This is a genomic window from Mycobacterium sp. (assembly GCF_035640695.1).
Taxonomy (GTDB): Bacteria; Actinomycetota; Actinomycetes; order Mycobacteriales; family Mycobacteriaceae; genus Mycobacterium.
The window spans coordinates 56,273-73,602 of sequence record NZ_DASQVQ010000132.1 but is presented as its reverse complement, the minus strand read 5'-3'; the positions used below and the strand labels follow the sequence as shown (position 1 = coordinate 73,602).

Genomic DNA, 17,330 nt, shown 5'->3' with positions numbered 1-17,330 from the left:
TTCGGCGTCAAGGACAGCTTCGACGCCAGATCGAGCACACGGCCGCGTCGATGTGAGACACCACGTTGTGGCCCAGCCGTGTTCGCACGCGAGGCAGCCCGTTGCTTCGGAGAGCCGCGGGACTGCCTAGATCCAACCCAGGGTGCGGGGAACCATGTATAGCCCGAACGCGATGACGACCAGGCAGAAGCCACGGGTCAGGTACTTGCGGCAGCCTTGCATGCGCCACTGCGGTGGCAGCGCCTTGGCCTCCAGGGCCAGCAACAATCCCAGCACCACCGGCAGCAGCAGAGCGTTCATCACCTCCACGTCCACGGCCAGGTTGACGAGGTCGACACTGGCAAGAACCAGCGCCGCCCCGATCAGATGCGCCAGCGCGTAGGTGGTGTAGAACTTGGCGGTGGCCCGGTTGGGTCGCTGGTTGAGGCTGTGCTGCCAGCCCGAGACCTCGGCCAGCCCCCAGGCGCCGGCCAGTGAGGCCACGATCGCGGCGACCAGCGCCGCGCCAAGCATCCCGAGACCGAACAGAACGGTTCCGCCCATCCGGCCCAGGTACGGCGTCAGCGCCTCGGAGATCTGCCCGACCGTCTCCAGCGGCGCTTGCGGATTGTGCGTGCCGATGGTGGCGGCGACCGCGATGATCACCGAGATCATGACCAGCTGGGTGAGCACCGCGCCGACGGCGGTGCCCCGGCGGGCGTCGCGGATGGTGGACGTGGACAGCTGCTTGTCGATCACGGCGCCCTGCTGGTAGAAGACCATCCACGGCATGATGACCGCGCCGACGTTGGCGGCCACCAGCATCAGGTAGGAGCTGTTGCCCAGTGGCATCGAGGCGAGACCGCGCACGATCGTGTCCAGGCGCGGGCGGCTGAGGATCATCGCGACCAGAAACGCCAGTTCGGCGGCGCCCAGCGCGAGACCGATGCGCTCCACACGCCGGTAGCTGCCGGTCAGCGCCAACGCCAGCAACAGCGCCGTTGCGGTCGGGATGGTCAACCAACGCGAGATCCCGAACAGCTCACCCACCCCGGCTACGCCGGCGAACTCGGTCAGCAATGCCCCGATGCCGCACACGAACAGCGTGCTCGCCGACAGCCACCCCCAACCGCGGCCGAACCGCTCGCGAATCAGCGCACCGTGGCCTTTGCCGGTCACGATGCCCAGCCGCACCGTCATCTCCTGCACGACGTAGAGGATCGGCATCAGGATCAGCTGCGGCAGCACCATGCGGTACCCCCACTGAGCACCGGACTGCGAGGCGGTGATCAATGACCCGGCGTCGGTATCGGCCAACATGACCACCAGGCCGGGACCCCAGGCGGCCAATCCGAGCCACAGCCACCGACCGCGACGGCCCGGCGGTACCGGCAGCGGGCCCGATGCCTTCTCGACGACCGCGTCCACCACAGCGGGGCCTCCTTACCGATCGCAACGGGCGTAATTCGATGCCAAGGGAACGATATAGGGCAGCCTTACCTAAACCCAAGGTGACGTGGACCGCTAATTCTGAAAAAACTGAACCCACGGCGTCCCGCAGCGGAACACGGTGGGGCGCCCGGGATGATGAGAAGCCGTCGGAAACGCTTGCATCGCAACGGGATTACATGACGACGCCGATTAGGTCGATCGACGTGGTCCCGGCACGAAAGTGAGCAGCATCACTCTGGTTGCGGCCGTTTTTGGAATCCTTCCAGAAACTAGAGCCGTTATGAACGATGTCGTTTCAAACAGCTTGAAGGAGTGGATATGGGCAGCGGGGAAGCCGGCCGCTTTCGTGACCTACTCGCCGCCGAGCGGCGCAGCGCCGACCTGTATGACGGGTTGGCAGACTCCGCCACCGGAGAGCGGCGTGAGGTCCTCAACCAACTCGCCGCGGTGGAGCGCCAGCATGCCGCTCACTGGGCGGCCAAGCTCACCGAGCTCGGCGAGCCGGTGCCCGAGCCCGGCCAGCCCGCGCTGCGCACTCGGGTGCTGTCCTGGCTGGCCCGCCGGTTTTCCATCGATGCCGTGCTGCCGTACCTCGAGCGCGCCGAGCGCGCCGACGCCGGGCTCTATCGGAACGATCCCGACGCCACATCGAGGATGGCCATCGACGAGCGTTCGCATGGTCGGGTGCTGACCCGGCTGCGCGACAGCGGCATCGACGACCCCAGCAGAATTCGCCGGCTCGAACGCTGGCATCGTGGTGACCGCTCGGGCGCGCTGCGTGCCGGGGTGTTCGGTGTCAACGACGGGCTGGTGTCCAACACCTCGCTGGTGATGGGATTCGCCGGCTCCGGAGCCAGCGCGACGGTGATTTTGTTCGCAGGGCTGGCCGGGTTGCTGGCCGGGGCGCTGTCGATGGCCGCCGGGGAATACATTTCGATGCGCAGCCAACGGGAAGCATACGAGCGCGAGATCGGCCTCGAAGAAATGGAACTGCGCGATGACCCGGAGGCGGAGGCCGAGGAGCTCGCGCTGATCTACCGCGCCAAGGGGCTCGACGCCGAGGAGGCCGAGCGCGTCGCGACCACCATCATGAAAGACCGCGACGCCGCGCTGGACACCATGGCGCGCGAGGAACTCGGACTCGATCCCGACGAGCTCGGCTCGCCATGGTCGGCGGCGCTGTCCAGTCTGCTGGCATTCGCTCTCGGAGCGATTGTGGTGGTGCTGCCCTATTTCTTCGGTTCGGGTGTGGCGGCTTTGGTCACTGCGATCGTGCTGGCGGGGCTGGCGCTGTTTGGCGTCGGCGCGACGCTCGGCGTGCTCAACGGCCGCGGCGGCCTGCGGGCGGGAATACGGCAGCTGCTCATCGGCGGCGGCGCGGCGCTGCTGGTATTCGTGATCGGGCACCTGGCCGGCGCGGTTGCCGGCGTGCGGCTCGGCGCCGCATAGGCGGCCAGCTCCGACCATCGCGTGAGTCTCTGCGGTCAAACGACGAAGTATCACCACCGAAGGGAACTAGCTCGGTGATGTGGTCACATTGTGCGGCCGATGGGTGTCGTTACTCGTGAGGACAGCGGTACGGGCTGCACTCAAGCAGTGCCGCCCGCTAGATCGTCGGGCGCACCGTCACCGTATTGGAGGCTCAGCCGATGGACACTTCGGTATCACATCGCCGCACAAGGGTCTCATCTACGCGAGCGAAGGGTGTTGCCTACTGGGCCACTACTGCCGTCGTGGTTGGGGAGTGCGTCGTGGGCGGGGTGATGGGGGCACTCCGGCTGCCGCCGTTCTATGGCACCGCGATGCATCTGGGTTATCCCGCTTACTTCATGACCATTCTCGGTGTCTGGTACGTCTCGGCGGGCATCGTGGTGCTCGCCCCAGGGCTTCCGCGGCTCAAGGAGTGGGCGTATGCGGGTCTGATGTTCAACTACACCGCAGCGGCGGTGTCACACCTCTGGGTCGGTGACGGCCCCAAAGCGGTTGTGGGTCCCCTGGTGTTCGCTGGGCTCACTGCTGCCTCTTGGGCCCTGCGGCCGCAATCCCGGCGTGGGTTCAGACCGAATCCGCTCACCATCCACGGCTTCACCATGGCCCACATCATCGGCTACTGGATCACCACCGTGCTGGTCGCGGCCGAGCTCGCAGTCGGCGGCATTTGGGATCTCCTCCAAACCGATCAGGTTCGCGCCGCGGTTGGACAGCTCGGCTATCCCGCCTACCTGTTGATCGTGATGGGGGCGTGGAAGTTGGCAGGCGCGGTAGCTCTTCTAATACCGGGATTTCCGCGGATCAAGGAGTGGGCCTACGCCGGCGCCGTCATCACCTACGGTTCCGCGATCGTTTCCCACTTGATCGTCGGAAAAGGCAGCGGCTCACTCGTCGCTGCGATTGTGCTGCTTGCTCTCACCGTCGCCTCGTGGGCCTTGCACCCACCGCTGGCCAACTCGGCCGCTAGGAAGTAATGCTGCGTGCGATATGTACCAACCGACCCGCATTGACCGTCGAGGCCGTGTAAACCTCTGACGCCGCGGTGAATTCCCTTCTCTGCCGGAGCATCGCCACGGCACGGCCTCGTCGACGGTCGGCTCGCGCGGCTCGCGGAACTCGCCCACGCCGCCTCAGCCGACCGTGTTGGTCTTGAGGTCGAACTTGAAGTGGATGCCGGTGTCAAGGGACCCGTCGGCCCGCTGAGGCCGGTACTCGAAGTCCAACTTGGCGAATTTCAAGGTGACCGTTTCGGAATACGGCGCCTCGTCGGTTCCGCTGTGGTTGACCGCGGTGACGGTGACATCGGTCAGCTTGACGATGAGGAATTCCTGCTGACTCCTGCCCGCCTTGCGGTGCGTGATGGTGGTGTCCTTGATGTGCACGCCGGTCGCACAGGCCTGAAGCAGCGCCGGGCTGGCCTTGTCGATGCCGTGCACGATCGACAGGTCCTGGAATGTCGCCTTGCCCGCGCCTCCCCCGGCACCGCCGGCGGCGGACCCGGTGCGCGCCACGCCCCAGGAGAACGACACCACCTCGATCTCGTCCCTGTGCTTGGCGTCGGCGGACTCGCCTTTGATGTCACCGATCTTCGCGAAGATCTGCGTCGCCATCGCACTGCCCTCCCTCGGCGACGCGATGTTAGCCCGGTCTTGCCCGTGATTCGGTCAGCCGCGCCGTCAGATATCCGCGCACACCTTCGTCGCTCGTCAATTCGATCGCGCGCCGAAACGCATCGGCGGCGGCCCGCGGTCGTCCCGCCTCGAAGAGCAGATGGGCACGCGTCGACCAGAACGGCTGGAACCGCTCGACGGCCGGATCGTCGATCGCGTCCAGAGCCGCCAAACCGGCGTCGGGCCCGTCGATTTCGCCGTCGACCGAGGCGAGCGCCACCGTCGCGCCGAGCGACGGCGCGACTTGCAGCAGTCCGCGGTGCAGTGTCCGCAGGGCGGCCCAGTCCGTGATCCCGGTGCGGGCCCGGTCGCAGTGTGCCGACTGAATCGCCGCCTCGAGTTGGTAGCGGCCGGGGCGGCGATGGCCGTGCGCGCGCCGCAGCAGCGCCTCGCCGCGGTCAATCAATGTGCGGTCCCACACCGCGGTGTGCTGCTCGTTGAGCGGAACGAAGCTTCCGTCGGCACGGCGCCGCGCCGGCCTGCGCGCCTCCGAGAGGCACACCAGCGCCGCCAGGCCGAGCACCTCGGGCTCCTCGGGCACCAATTCGGCCAGCAGCAGCGCCAGATGTAGCGCCTCTGCCGAAAGCGACTCGAGCGGCGCGCCCTGCGGTGTCAGCTGCCAATCGATTGCGTACGCGCCGTAGACGGCTTCCAGCACGGCCGGCAGCCGGTCGGCCAGATCGGCTCGCTGCGGCAGCACGAACGGAATGTGTGCAACGCGGATGCGGCGCTTGGCCCGCACGAGCCGCTGCGCCATTGTCGACGCCGGCACCGCGAACGCCTCGGCGATCGCCTCGGCCGCCACGCCCAGCACCGTCTGCAGCATCAGCGGCGTGCGGACGTCTTGCGCGATCGCCGGATGCGCGCACACCAGCATCAGCTCGAGCCGCCGGTCCGGTATTGCGTCGGGGTCTGCGGGTTCGACCGTCACTGTGCGGTCGTCGATCTCGCTGACCGGGTCGGTCATCCGGTAGGCATGCGACTTCCACACGTCGCGCAGTCGGTTCTTCGCGACCGTGACGATCCAGCCCTCGGGGTTGGCCGGGATGCCGTCGACCGGCCAGCGGGTCAGGGCGCGTTCCAGCGCGTCGGCGATCGCGTCCTCGGCGGCCGCGATGTCGCCGGTGGGTGCGGCCAGCAGCGCAAGCAGCCGGCCGTAGGAGTCGCGGGTGACCCGGTCGACCGCCCCGGCCACCCGCGACTCCGGGTCGCCTATGGGGTGAACCACTCGCCCCGCTCGCTGGTGTAAGTGCGTGCCACCGGCCGGATCTCGATCGAGCCGAACGCGGCTGCCGGGTTTCGTTTGGCCCAGTCCAGCGCCGCGTCCAGGTCGGGGACGTCGATCACGAAGATGCCGCCGAGGCGTTCCTTGGTATCGATGAACGGCCCGTCCTGGATCTCCGGTGTTCCGTTGCGCGCGGTGACCGTCGTCGTCGCGACCACCGGTTCGAGCACCTGGGTGGTGACGAGTACGCCGGCCTTGTCGAGATCGGCGGCATAAGCCTGGAAAGCGGCCATCGCGGGCGCCATGTCCTCCTCGGTCAGCCCGATGTCGCCGGCCTCCTGGTAGTGCATGAGCAGGCAGTAGCGCATTGTGGTGTCCTTTCGCCAGTTGATGGTGTCACCGGTATGACGATTCGGCCGACGCCCGATCGACACGGGCCCGCCACAATGCGTCGGCGCTGAACACGGCCAGCGACAGCCAGATCAGCGCGAAGCCCAGCCAGCGCGCCGCGGGCATGGGCTCGTGTCCGACCAGCACGCCCCACGTCAATTGCATCGCCGGGGTGAGATAGAACAGCAGGCCCATTGTCACCAGCGGCAGCCGCTGTGCCGCGGCAGCGAACAGCAGCAACGGCAGCGCGGTCAACGGGCCGGACAGCATCATCAGCGCCGCGTGTGCCACTCCGTGGTTGGCGAACTGGCCGTGGCCGCCGATCTCGAGCGCCGCGATGTATGCGAGCGCCAGCGGCGTGGTGATCGCCGCCTCCACCCCGACGCTGACGGTTGGATCGGTCGGCACCACCTTCTTGACGGCGCCGTACAGCCCGAACGAGAACGCCAGCCCGAGACCGATGACCGGCGGTGCGCCGACCTCGACGGTCATCACGACCACGGCGACCACCGCGATGGCCAACGCGACGAATTGGGCGCGGTTGAGCCGCTCCCGGAACACCACCAGCCCGAGTGCGACGCTGACCAGCGGGTTCATGAAATAGCCGAGTGCGGCGTCGACCACATGGCCGTTGTTGACGGCGTAGATGTAGATCACCCAGTTGGCCGCGATCAGGAATGACGCGCACACCAGCAACAGCCAGATCCGCGTCGTGATCGAACGGATGTCGCCGAGGCGGCGCACCGCCGCGATGACCGCAATCATCAGGACAAAGGTCCATACGATGCGGTGGGCCAGCACTTCGAAGGAGCCCGCCGGCTTCAGCAACGGGAAAAACGCCGGAAACAGCCCCCACATAGCGTAGGCGCCAACGCCATACGCCAGCCCGGACCTTCGGCTGTCATTCACGCGTCGTGGTGGCGGAGCACGTCGAGCGCATGCTGCAGGTCCGGCGGATACGGGCTGGTGATCTCGATCCGACGGCCGTCGGCGGGATGGTCGAATGCCAACGAGCGGGCATGCAACCATTGTCGTTCCAGCCCAAGCATTTTCGCGAGTTTCGGGTCGGCGCCGTAGGTGAGGTCCCCGCAGCAGGGATGGTGCAGCGCGGCGAAATGCACGCGAATCTGGTGTGTGCGACCGGTTTCGAGGTGGATGTCGAGCAGGCTGGCGGCGACGAACGCCTCAATGGTGTCGTAATGAGTGATACTGTGCCGACCGCCCTCGGTCACCGCGAACTTCCAATCATGACCGCGATGCCTGCCGATCGGCGCGTCAATGGTGCCGCTGGACGGATCCGGATGACCCTGCACCAGAGCGTGATAGCGCTTGTCGACGGTGCGCTGCTTGAACGCCCGCTTCAACACGGTGTAGGCCCGCTCAGAGATCGCCACCACCATTACCCCGGAGGTGCCGACGTCGAGGCGGTGCACGATGCCCTGCCGCTCGTGAACGCCCGACGTGGAGATGCGAAACCCGGCCGCGGCCAGGCCGCCGAGCACGGTCGGCCCGGTCCAACCGACGCCGGCATGCGCGGCCACGCCGGGCGGCTTGTCCACCGCCACGATGTCATCGTCGGCGTAGAGGATTGTCATGCCCTCGACGGTCTCTACCCGGTTCCGCACTGGCGGTCGTTCATCGGGCAGCCGCACGTCCAACCACGCGCCGGAGATCAGCCGGTCGGACTTGCCGGCGGGCGCGCCGTCGATGTCGACGGCACCGTGCTCGGCCAGCGCGGCCGCCGCTGTGCGAGACAGCCCAAGCAGCCGGGCGAGCCCGGCGTCGACGCGCATGCCCGCCAGCCCCTCGGGGACCGGCATGGATCGCTGCGGCATCAGGACTTGTCGGCCTCGTCCGACTCGTCGCCGGGCTTACGGCGCCCGGTGTCCGATTCGCCGTCGGCCTTACCCCGGCCAGCCAGGTCCTCGTCGCCGGGCTTACCCCGGCCAGCCAGGTCCTCGTCGCCCGGCTTGCGCCGGGCGACGGTGTCGAAGTCGAAGCCGAACAGCGACAACCCCACCAGCAGCGCAGCGCCGCCGACAACCGACGGGTCGGCAACGTTGAACACCGGCCACCAGCCGATGGAGAGGAAGTCCACGACGTGCCCACGCAGCGGGCCCGGTGAGCGGAAGAACCGATCCACCAGGTTGCCCATGGCGCCGCCGAGGATCATCCCGAGGCCGATCGCCCACCACGGCGACACCAGCCGACGGCCCATCCAGAAGATCCCGATCACCACCGCGGTCGCGATCAGCGTTAGCACCCAGGTGTAGCCGGTGGCCATCGAAAACGCCGCGCCGGAGTTGCGCACCAGCGTCCAGGTCACGGCGTCGCCGATGATCGAAACCGGTTGGCCCGGGGCGAGCAGGTGCACCGCGAGCACCTTGGTGACGATGTCCAACGCGAGCACCACCGCGGCAACCGTCAGCAGCAGCCGGACCCGCCGCTTCGGCGGCCGCGCGTCGGCTTCGTCCTTGTCAGCCGTCGCCGGCTCCGCAGTGGATTCGTCGGTCACCGCTCCATCATCCCCCAGCCATCCTTCAGCGTGCCTGCGGCATGATCGCAGCCATGGCCAGCATTCTCGTCGTGACCACCGGCGGCACGATTGCCTCGGCGGCCGACGGCAGCGGCGTGTTGCGGCCGGCACGAACCGGCGCCCAGCTGGCCGCCGGGCTCAACGCCGAGGTGGTCGACCTGATGGCGGTCGACAGCTCCGAGCTCACCGTCGCCGACTGGGACCGGATCAGCGCTGCGGTGCGTGGCTCGGGTGCCGACGGCGTCGTCGTCACCCACGGCACGGACACGATGGAGGAAACCGCGCTGTGGCTGGACTTGACCTACGACGGCGCTGCACCGGTGGTGATCACCGGTGCGACCAAGAGCGCCGACGCACCCGATTCCGATGGCCCCGCCAACTTGCGTGACGCGCTCGCGGTGGCGGCCTGCCCGGCGGCCCGCGGGCTGGGGGTGCTGATCTGCCTGTCGGCTGCGGTGCTGGCGCCGCTGGGCACCAGCAAGATCGGCGGCCCAGCTGGATTCCAAGGACCACAGATCGGTTCGGTGACCGACGGCGTGCCGACCATCGACGAGAAGCAGCGGCCGTTTCTGGGTGCGGCATCCGCGAAGTCGGCGCCGCGCGTCGATGTGGTCTCGTGCTATCTCGGTGCCGACGCGGTCGCACTGGACGCGTGTGTCGGGGCCGGCGCACGCGGCGTGGTGCTCGAGGCGCTGGGCTCGGGCAATGCGGGCCAACCGATCGTCGACGCCGTGCGTCGGCATCGAGCGGCCGGCGTCGAGGTGCTGGTGTCGACGCGGGTGCCGTACGGCCGTGTCGCCGCCAGCTACCGACCGGGCCGCGCACTGGTCGATGCGGGCGCGGTGCTGGTGCCGCGGCTACGGGCGGCGCAGGCCAGGGTGCTGCTGATGGCCGCACTGGCCACCGGTTCACCGACTGGCGAGGTCGTCGCCCGCTGGGGCTGAGTCAATTCCCGGGTTGTCCCCCTGCCCTTCGGGCGGGAGGTGCCCCCAGCGCTGCCCGGCATCGAGCAGCCCGTTGACATATTCCGGCCAGTCCAGGCTGTCGACCGGGTTGGCACGCTCGACGTCGGGGCTGGCGACGGCGAACGTGCGCGCCGGGCCTGGGCCGCTGGCGCGGGTCTCGAATCGCACGGTCATGACGCCGTGGCCCGCGCCCTGAACCCAGCCGTGGCCGAACTCGCCGTGATGGACGTCGTCGCCGACGCGCCAGCCCGCCGGTTCCCCCGCCCCCGCGGGCGCGGGCGCCTGGGTGGTGTCGGCCGGCTCGGCCAGTAGCTCCAAGTCGGGAAACAGCGGTTCCTGGCGAACCTCGGTGAGCCCGGAAAAGCCAACGCCGACAAGGCGAATCGGCCCGATCTGGAGCGGATCGAGCAGCAGCCTGCGGGCCGCCGCGATCAGCGTCGCGGCGTCGGTGGTGGCATACGGCAGCGTCGCCGAACGCGTCAGGATGCTCATGTCGGCCTTCTTCAGCTTCACCGTTACGGTGCGGGCGCCGCGCCCGTCGCGCAGCAGCCGCTGGTGGGCGTGCTCGCCGATCGGTGCGGTGGCCTCATGCAGCTGCTCGAGCGTGGTGAGGTCGGTCGCGAAGGTGGATTCGGCGCTGATCTGCTTGGCTTCGGCGCGTTCGGCAACGGGACGGTCGTCGATGCCGCGGGCCAATCGGTGCAGCGCGGGCCCGACCGTCGCGCCGAGGATGTTGGCGACCTCGGCCTCGGTCAGTGCGGCGAGCTGGCCGATGGTCTGGATGCCGAGCCGGTGCAGCTTGTCCTCGGCCACCGGGCCAATGCCCCAGAGCCGCCGCACCGGTAACCCGTGCAGCAGCGGCTGTTCGTCGTCGCGGGCGACCACCCGGATGCCGTCGGGTTTCGCCAACTCGGATGCGATCTTGGCGATCTGCTTGCCCGATCCGGCGCCGACGGAGGCCGTCAGACCGGTCTCGTCGCGCACCCTCGCCCGCAACTGCTGGCAGAACCGTTCGACGTCGGCGGCATCCGCGCCGGCGAGTTCGGCGGGTTCACCGAACGCCTCGTCGTGGGAAAGTTGTTCAAGCACCGGCATTACGGTGCGGACGGTGTCGAGCACGCGGCGGCTGGCCACACCGTAGACCACGCCGCGCGGCGGCAGCACGACCGCATGAATGCCGACAAGCCGGCGGGCCTGGTGCATCGGCATCGCCGAGCGGGCGCCGAATTCGCGGGCCTCGTAGCTGGCGCCCGCCACCACCCCGCGGCCGCCGAGACCGCCGACCAGCACCGGCCGTCCGCGCAGCGTGGGTCGGGTGAGTTGCTCGACGGACGCGAAAAACGCGTCCATGTCGATATGCAGCACCCAGCGGCCCATGCCGATGATGTTATGGACAAACGAGCCATCCTCGGCCCGCCATGCCCCGCTAAGGCATCGCTACGCGGCTATTGCTAACCGGACTGTTCTGCTGTGCTGGTGATGACTTCCCCGCGGCGATGAGCTGGTCGGCGACGCGCTTGCCCTGATCGACTGGTATGGCGAAACCCAGACCGGTCGAACCGGTTTCACCGCCGGCGCTAGCCAGCCCAGCGACCGCGGTGTTGATGCCGATCAATTGGCCCTTGAGGTTTACCAGAGCTCCACCGGAGTTCCCGGGGTTCAGCGGCGCGTCGGTTTGAATGGCATCCAGGTGTGCGCCGGCCGGGTCGCCGCCCGGCGACACCGGCCGATGCAGCGCGCTGATGATCCCCGATGTCACCGTGTTGCTGAGACCCAGCGGCGATCCCACCGCCACGACCTGCTGGCCGACCTTTAGGTCCGACGACGACCCCAGCGCCAGCGGGGTCAGCCCGGAAAGGCCTTGAGCGCGTACAACGGCGATGTCGTCGACCGGATCGGTGCCCACGATGCTGAAGGGCGCGGTCCGGCCATCGGCCAATGTCACCTTGTTCTGCGCACCGTTGGCACCTGCCGGGGCATTGGCCGCCGGGGACACCACATGGTTGTTGGTGAGAATCAAGCCGTCGGAGGTCAAGATGATGCCCGAACCGAGCTGGACCTGACCGCCGGACGGGGTCTGCAACTCCACCACGCTGGGCAGCACCGTGGCGGCAACCTGTTCGATGGATCCGCCCGAAACGCGTGCGGCGGGCTGTGCGGCGGCAGATGCCGACGTCGGCGAGTGACCGCTGACGTCGTGGGCGTGCGGATATGCCGCCACGGCGGCTGCTCCACCGGCGGCGGCGGAGACCGCCGACACCAACACCACTCCGGTGAGCAATGCCAACACATGATTGCGGGCCCGATGGCGCGATGTGACCTGCCGTGCGACTGCCGGGCGCGGCGCGGTTGGATCGGCGCGGTGTCGAGCCGTGGACCGATCCGTCGCCGGCTCATCTTTCGGCTGGTGCCGGCCGGGAGGAATCTGCCGATGGGATGTCATGGCTACCACGCCTCGTTTCGGTGATCCGGGTTGTCGGGTCCATTGCGGTGAGTGCCCCGCCCGGCAGTGCCACCGTTGGCGCCGGCGGATTCCTCGGCACCTAACCAGGTTCGTGCAGCGGCAAAGCGCTGCCATCGCTGCTGGCGTCCATCGACTCTTCCGGCTGGCACCCAGCCACCGACCGGCTCGACTAAAAGCCGCTGCTCACCGCAATCTGCTGACCCGGGGCGCTGCACGCGCACGCCGAGCACCGCGCCGGCGGCCACGACGACATGACCGCGTTGGTGATCGACGCCGTCGGGTTGCGCCCCGCTTGAGGCCCGTCGCGCCTCAGCGATTCCTCAGTGGCGCGCGCCTACCGTCGGCGATGACACGCCGATGCGCGACGGATGACAGACGGATCTGAAACACGCCGAAGAAGGAGCGACGATGCGGGCCAGAAGCTATGCCGGTGCAGTCGGCTTGATCGTCGCACTAGCGCTCGGGGCGGCGTGCTCGAACGGCCACCGTCCCGCCGCGGCACCCTCGCCCGGGTCGGGCGCAACCGTCAATGCGCCGCGCGGGCAGGTCAGTGAGCCAGACACCGCCGGAGACATTCCCGACACCCAGGCCTTCGTCGCATTTACCGCGCCGGACGGGTCTTTCACTGTTGAAATCCCCGAGGGTTGGGCCAGGACAGACTCGCCCGGCGGGGTGACGTTCAGCGACAACTTCAACAGCGTGGCTGTCGAGAGTCGCACCGGCACCGCGCCGACAGTCGAATCGGTGCGGTCGACCGAACTACCGGCGATGGCGGCCGCCGACGCCAGCCTCAACTCTGCCGACGTCGCAACGGTTGACCGCGCGGCCGGCCAGGCGATATTGACCACGTTCAAACGAAATTCGGCACCCAACCCCGTCACCGGAAAGGTCGTCCCGCAGGCCGTCGAACGCTACGAGTTCTTCCGCACCGGCCACACCGTTGTGCTCACCCTGGCCGGCCCGGTGGGAGCAGACAACGCAGACCCGTGGCGGAAAGTCACCGATTCGTTCCGATGGCTGCCATGACGGACGCAACCCGTAATCGCAACGCCGACGGGCCGCCACCGCTGGAAGCCGCCTCGCTGTACCGCTTCTTTCGGGCCGGCGATGAGGAAACCCTGGCGCTACAAGGTGTTTCGCTGACGGTGGCGGCCGGTGAGCTGGTGGCGGTCGCCGGGCCTTCGGGTTCAGGCAAATCCACGTTGTTGGCCTGCCTGGCCGGGATCGACAATCCCGACGGCGGCGTGGTGCGCATCAGCGGCCAACGGTTGAGTCACCAACCCGAACACGTTCGGTCGCGGATCCGCGCTGAGCAGATCGGCTTGCTGTTCCAGACCGCAAATCTGCTGCCACACTTGACCGTCGCGCAGAATGTGCGGCTGGCGCAGGCCCTGGTGCGACGGTCGGCGGGTCCGGCGACGCTTCTCGAGGCGCTCGGGATGGGCCACCGCGCGCGCGCCTACCCCAGCCAACTTTCGGGTGGGGAGCTGGCCCGCGCCGGTCTCGCGGTGGCGCTTGCCAACACGCCGGTGGTGATATTGGCCGATGAGCCCACTGGCGAACTTGACGGTGCCACCGAAGCGATCGTGCTCGACCTGCTCGTCGACTGCGCGCAGGCCGGGGCCGCGATCTTGATCGTCAGCCATAGCGGTGCGGTGACCGCCGCCGCCGACCGGGTCATCCGGCTATCCGACGGTCGGGTCAGCCCGTGACCTCGTTGCACCGGCGGGCTCAGCTGCCGGCGTCGAGAACCGATCAACCGGTGCTGGCCATCAGCCGCGTGACCCGCACCTTCGGCGCAGCCGCCGCCCCGATCACCGGGGTGGCCGCGGCCAGCTGCGTGCTCGAGCCCGGAATGCAGATCGCGTTGACGGGGCCGTCCGGGTCGGGCAAGTCGACGTTGCTGCACCTCATGGCGGCCCTCGACACCCCGACATCTGGGACCGTGAGCTGGCCTGCGTTCGGTGACGATCGACTCGCGGTGCGCGGGCGGGTGGGAATCGTTTTCCAGGGCCCGAGCCTGGTCCCATCGCTCGACGTGACCGAGAACGTGTCGCTGCCCATGCTGTTCGGCGGGATCGCCGAGTCCCTCGCCGCCGATCGCGCCCGTGCGGCCCTGGTCCGGTTGGCGATCGAGGACCTGGCCGCCAAACTGCCGCAGGAGCTGTCCGGCGGCCAGGCGCAACGCGTCGCCGTGGCACGGGTTCTGGCGGCGGCCCCGATGCTCATCCTGGCCGACGAGCCCACGGGCCAGCTCGATCACACGACCGGCGCCAAGGTCATCGACGTACTGCTGCACGCCTGTGCGGAATCGGGCGCCGCGCTTGTGGTGTCGACCCACGACCCGCTCATCGCTCGCCGGCTGCCGCACGAGTGGACGATGCGCGATGGACACCTGCACACAGACACTGCGCCGCCGAAAATGGCGCTGGCATGACCACTTTGTGGATCTTCGGGCTACTGCGCCGCCGCCCGCTGCGGCTTGCCGGAACCGCGGCAGGCATCGCCGTGGCCGTCGCGTTGATCGCCACCCTCGCCGTGTTCACGGCCCAATCCAAGGCGACGATGACCGCGCGGGCGGTGCGTTCGGTCGCGGTCGACTGGCAGGTCCAGGTCCAACCGCAAGCCAATCCCGCCGACGTCGCCCATCTGGTCAGCACGGACCCGGACGTGAAAACCAGCGCCCTCGTGGGATACGCCCATGCGGCTGGACTAAGTGCGGTCACCGGTGCGACTACCCAGACGACCGGGCCGGCGACCGTGCTGGGCGTGCCGGTCGGTTATCAGAGCATGTTCCCCGGCGAGATCCGATCGATGCTCGGCGCGTCCACCGGGGTTCTGCTGGCCCAGCAAACCGCGGCGAACCTGCACGCCGCACCCGGCGACACCATCACGGTGGGCCGGGCGGGCCTGCCACCGGTGACCGTCACCGTCGACGGGGTCGTCGACCTGGCCCAGGCCAACTCGCTGTTCCAAACAGTCGGAGCTCCGCCCGCCGCGCAACCGTCGGCACCGCCCGACAACGTCGTTCTGCTTCCCCAAGGCCAGTGGCACGCGATCTTCGACCCGCTCGCGTCCGCGCGGCCCGACCTGGTGACCACCCAGATCCACGTCGTGCGGCAGCACGACCTGCCGGCCGACCCGGCGGCGGCCTACAACTTCACCGCCGCGGCGGCGCACAACCTGGAAGCACGCAGCGCGGGCACTGCGTTGGTCGGCGACAATCTTGGCGCCGAGCTCGGGGCCGCCCGCAGCGACGCCGCCTACGCGCAGGTGTTGTTTCTGTTCCTCGGCGTGCCCGGCGCCGTCCTGGCCGCCCTGCTGACCGCGACCGTTGCCGCCGCCGGAGCGGGCCGGCGACGCGCCGAGCAGGCGTTGTTGCGGGCCCGCGGCGCGTCGCCGCGCCGGCTGCTGCGGCTTGCCGTGGCCGAGGCCCTGGTGACCGGCGCCGTGGGCGCGGTCGTGGGCCTCATCGGCGCCATCGCCGTCGCCTACCTCGCGTTCGGCGCGCTGCGATTCGGCACGACAGCCGCCGCCACCATCGGCTGGGCGGCCGGGTCCGCCGTCGTGGGTGTGGTCATCGCGTTGATCACCGTTGTCGGACCTGCCCGCCGCGACCTCCGCCACAGCAGCGTGGCGTCCGCGCGAGGTGAGGTCGCGGCGGCCCGATACCCCATCTGGGCCAGATACGGGCTTGACGGTGCCGCGCTGATCGCCGCGGGCCTTGCGTTCCTCGCGACAAGCCGGAACCACTACCAAATCGTGCTGGCGCCGGAGGGAACCCCGACGATCTCGGTGTCCTATTGGGCGTTCGCGGGGCCCGCGCTGCTGTGGATCGGCGCCGCATTGCTCACCTGGCGACTCGCCGACTTGGTGCTGGGGCGGGGCCGCAACCTCGTGCGCCGCGCGTTAGCTCCGACCGCGGGTTCGCTGGCCGGCGTCGCGGCAGGCGGGATATCGCGGCAGCGCCGGCCACTTGTGCGGGCGATCGTGGTGCTCGCCCTGGCTATTGCCTTCGCGATTTCCACCGCAACATTCAACGCCACTTACCGTCAACAGGCCGAAGCCGATGCACTGCTCACCAACGGCGCCGACATCGCCGTCGCCTTTCCGCCGTCCGCGTCGCCCGGCCCGTCCGCGGCCGCGCGCCTTGCCGCGGTGCCAGGGGTGACCGGAGTCGAGCCGCTGCAGCACCGCTTCGCTTACGTGGGTGCCGACCTTCAGGACTTCTTCGCTGTGGATCCGACCACGATTACGAAGTCAACTGCCCTGCAGGACGCGTACTTTCAGGGCGGCACCGCCAAGTCATTGATGAGTACCCTGTCGGCCCACCCGGATTCGGTCCTGGTCTCGGCCGAAACCGTCAGCGCCTATCAGCTGCGCGTCGGCGACCCGATCACCCTGCGTCTCGTCGACGCCAACACCCACCAGCCCAAGCCGGTCAACTTCCGTTACGTCGGGGTGGTCAACGAATTCCCGACTGCGCCAAAGGATTCGTTCTTCGTGGCCAACGCCGGCTACGTCAGCCAACAGACCGGATCTGATGCCGTCGGCACCTTCCTCGTCGACACCGGGGGCAGGAACACCGCATCGGTTGCCGCGGGCCTGCGCGACCTGCTGGGCACCTCGGCGACGGTCACCGACATTGCCACTGTCCGGGGACAGGTGGGCTCCAGCCTCACGTCGGTTGATCTGCGTGGTTTGACCCGCGTCGAGCTGGCTTACGCCCTGCTGCTCGCCGTCGCGGCCGGCGCGCTGGTCTTCGCTCTCGGCCTGGCCGAGCGGCGTCGCACCTTCGCGATCTTCGCCGCACTGGGCGCCAAAGGTGGCCACATGCGGGCTCTCATCGGCAGCGAAGCCGGGGTGCTCACGGTCTTGGGTCTTGGCGGCGGCGCCGCGATCGGCGCAATCCTGTCGATGATGCTGGTCAAAGTGCTCGGCGGGGTATTCGACCCGCCGCCATCGGTGATAGCCGTTCCCTGGCCGTACCTGTGGGCCCTGTTCGCGATCACGGTGGGCGGCCTTGGTGCGGTCGGCACCGCCGCGCTAACAGTGACACGTAGGTCTGCGGCCACAGTGCTGCGCGAGCTGTAACCACCGGGCAATCGACAACCGCACGGCATCCCTGCCACGTGCATCATCGCCGACACCGGGCAAA

Annotated in this window: 16 protein-coding genes; 7 read left to right on the top strand and 9 right to left on the bottom strand. The window is 68.7% G+C overall.

The annotated features are described in order from the left end of the window. Positions 1-126: 126 nt before the first annotated feature. Positions 127-1,410, bottom strand: a complete 1,284-nt coding sequence (locus VE759_RS15595; RefSeq protein ID WP_414687930.1) for an NRAMP family divalent metal transporter — start codon at positions 1,408-1,410, stop codon at positions 127-129. A gap of 339 nt (positions 1,411-1,749) precedes the next feature. Between VE759_RS15595 and VE759_RS15590 the strand changes: the two genes are divergently transcribed. Both VE759_RS15590 and VE759_RS15585 read left to right on the top strand, forming a co-directional pair. Next, a complete protein-coding gene (locus VE759_RS15590) occupies positions 1,750-2,880 on the top strand; it encodes a VIT1/CCC1 transporter family protein (protein ID WP_324934007.1) in 1,131 nt (376 codons plus the stop codon). Positions 2,881-3,080: 200 nt separating this feature from the next. Then, on the top strand, positions 3,081-3,896 hold the full coding sequence (locus VE759_RS15585; protein WP_324934005.1) for a DoxX family protein: 816 nt from the start codon (positions 3,081-3,083) through the stop codon (positions 3,894-3,896). 156 nt (positions 3,897-4,052) lie between these two features. Here the strand turns inward: VE759_RS15585 and VE759_RS15580 are convergent, their stop codons facing one another. The 6 genes from VE759_RS15580 to lspA all read right to left on the bottom strand — a co-directional run bounded on the left by VE759_RS15580 (position 4,053) and on the right by lspA (position 8,722). After that, a complete protein-coding gene (locus tag VE759_RS15580) occupies positions 4,053-4,532 on the bottom strand; it encodes a type VI secretion system tube protein Hcp (protein WP_324934003.1) in 480 nt (159 codons plus the stop codon). A 28-nt stretch (positions 4,533-4,560) separates the two neighbouring features. Beyond that, complete coding sequence (locus tag VE759_RS15575; RefSeq protein WP_324934062.1) at positions 4,561-5,742, bottom strand: RNA polymerase sigma factor; 1,182 nt, start codon at positions 5,740-5,742, stop codon at positions 4,561-4,563. A 62-nt stretch (positions 5,743-5,804) separates the two neighbouring features. Continuing rightward, entirely contained in the window at positions 5,805-6,185 is a 381-nt protein-coding gene (locus VE759_RS15570) for a YciI family protein (protein WP_324934001.1), read from the bottom strand. 28 nt (positions 6,186-6,213) lie between these two features. Next, positions 6,214-7,116 (bottom strand): EamA family transporter RarD, encoded by a 903-nt coding sequence (gene rarD / locus VE759_RS15565; RefSeq protein ID WP_324933999.1) that lies wholly within the window; start codon positions 7,114-7,116, stop codon positions 6,214-6,216. Next, a complete protein-coding gene (locus VE759_RS15560; protein WP_324933997.1) occupies positions 7,113-8,042 on the bottom strand; it encodes an RluA family pseudouridine synthase in 930 nt (309 codons plus the stop codon). Before VE759_RS15560 ends, rarD begins: the two co-directional genes overlap by 4 nt. After that, positions 8,042-8,722 (bottom strand): signal peptidase II, encoded by a 681-nt coding sequence (gene lspA, locus VE759_RS15555; protein ID WP_324933995.1) that lies wholly within the window; start codon positions 8,720-8,722, stop codon positions 8,042-8,044. Before lspA ends, VE759_RS15560 begins: the two co-directional genes overlap by 1 nt. A 53-nt stretch (positions 8,723-8,775) precedes the next feature. Between lspA and VE759_RS15550 the strand changes: the two genes are divergently transcribed. After that, on the top strand, positions 8,776-9,687 hold the full coding sequence (locus VE759_RS15550) for an asparaginase (protein ID WP_324933993.1): 912 nt from the start codon (positions 8,776-8,778) through the stop codon (positions 9,685-9,687). Here the strand turns inward: VE759_RS15550 and VE759_RS15545 are convergent. Then, positions 9,652-11,073: a DNA polymerase IV gene (locus VE759_RS15545; protein ID WP_324934060.1), complete on the bottom strand. Its 1,422-nt coding sequence runs from the start codon at positions 11,071-11,073 to the stop codon at positions 9,652-9,654. The two genes, VE759_RS15550 and VE759_RS15545, sit on opposite strands and share 36 nt — an antisense overlap. A gap of 61 nt (positions 11,074-11,134) precedes the next feature. After that, positions 11,135-11,995, bottom strand: coding sequence for a S1C family serine protease (locus tag VE759_RS15540; RefSeq protein WP_324933991.1), 861 nt, complete (start codon positions 11,993-11,995; stop codon positions 11,135-11,137). Positions 11,996-12,580: 585 nt separating this feature from the next. Here VE759_RS15540 and VE759_RS15535 point away from each other — a divergent pair. From VE759_RS15535 to VE759_RS15520, 4 genes are read left to right on the top strand one after another with little or no spacing between them, the layout of a single operon-like run. Next, positions 12,581-13,198 carry a hypothetical protein gene (locus VE759_RS15535; protein ID WP_324933989.1) on the top strand — a complete coding sequence of 206 codons (618 nt, stop codon included), beginning with the start codon at positions 12,581-12,583 and terminating at the stop codon, positions 13,196-13,198. Next, positions 13,195-13,884 carry an ABC transporter ATP-binding protein gene (locus tag VE759_RS15530; protein ID WP_324933987.1) on the top strand — a complete coding sequence of 230 codons (690 nt, stop codon included), beginning with the start codon at positions 13,195-13,197 and terminating at the stop codon, positions 13,882-13,884. Before VE759_RS15535 ends, VE759_RS15530 begins: the two co-directional genes overlap by 4 nt. Further along, complete coding sequence (locus VE759_RS15525) at positions 13,881-14,609, top strand: ABC transporter ATP-binding protein (protein ID WP_324933985.1); 729 nt, start codon at positions 13,881-13,883, stop codon at positions 14,607-14,609. The genes VE759_RS15530 and VE759_RS15525 overlap by 4 nt, the downstream gene beginning before the upstream one ends. Further along, positions 14,606-17,266 carry an FtsX-like permease family protein gene (locus VE759_RS15520; RefSeq protein ID WP_324933983.1) on the top strand — a complete coding sequence of 887 codons (2,661 nt, stop codon included), beginning with the start codon at positions 14,606-14,608 and terminating at the stop codon, positions 17,264-17,266. Before VE759_RS15525 ends, VE759_RS15520 begins: the two co-directional genes overlap by 4 nt. Positions 17,267-17,330: the final 64 nt, after the last annotated feature.